This window comes from Corynebacterium sp. HMSC055A01, from assembly GCF_001809405.1.
Lineage (GTDB): Bacteria > Actinomycetota > Actinomycetes > Mycobacteriales > Mycobacteriaceae > Corynebacterium > Corynebacterium hesseae.
In genome coordinates this window covers 1-261 of sequence record NZ_KV797573.1, presented here as the reverse complement: position 1 = coordinate 261, position 261 = coordinate 1, and the positions used below count along the sequence as shown (strand labels likewise).

Genomic DNA, 261 nt, shown 5'->3' with positions numbered 1-261 from the left:
GCGAAGCTGAGAATTTAAGCCCCAGTAAACGGCGGTGGTAACTATAACCATCCTAAGGTAGCGAAATTCCTTGTCGGGTAAGTTCCGACCTGCACGAATGGCGTAACGACTTCTCTGCTGTCTCAACCACAGGCCCGGTGAAATTGCACTACGAGTAAAGATGCTCGTTACGCGCGGCAGGACGAAAAGACCCCGGGACCTTCACTATAGCTTGGTATTGGTGTTCGGTTCGGTTTGTGTAGGATAGGTGGGAGACTATGA

The 261-nt window shown here is 51.0% G+C and carries 1 rRNA gene; it reads left to right on the top strand.

Annotated elements, in window-relative coordinates:
• Positions 1 to 261: ribosomal RNA gene (locus tag HMPREF2604_RS06065) — 23S ribosomal RNA — on the top strand; the annotation flags it as partial.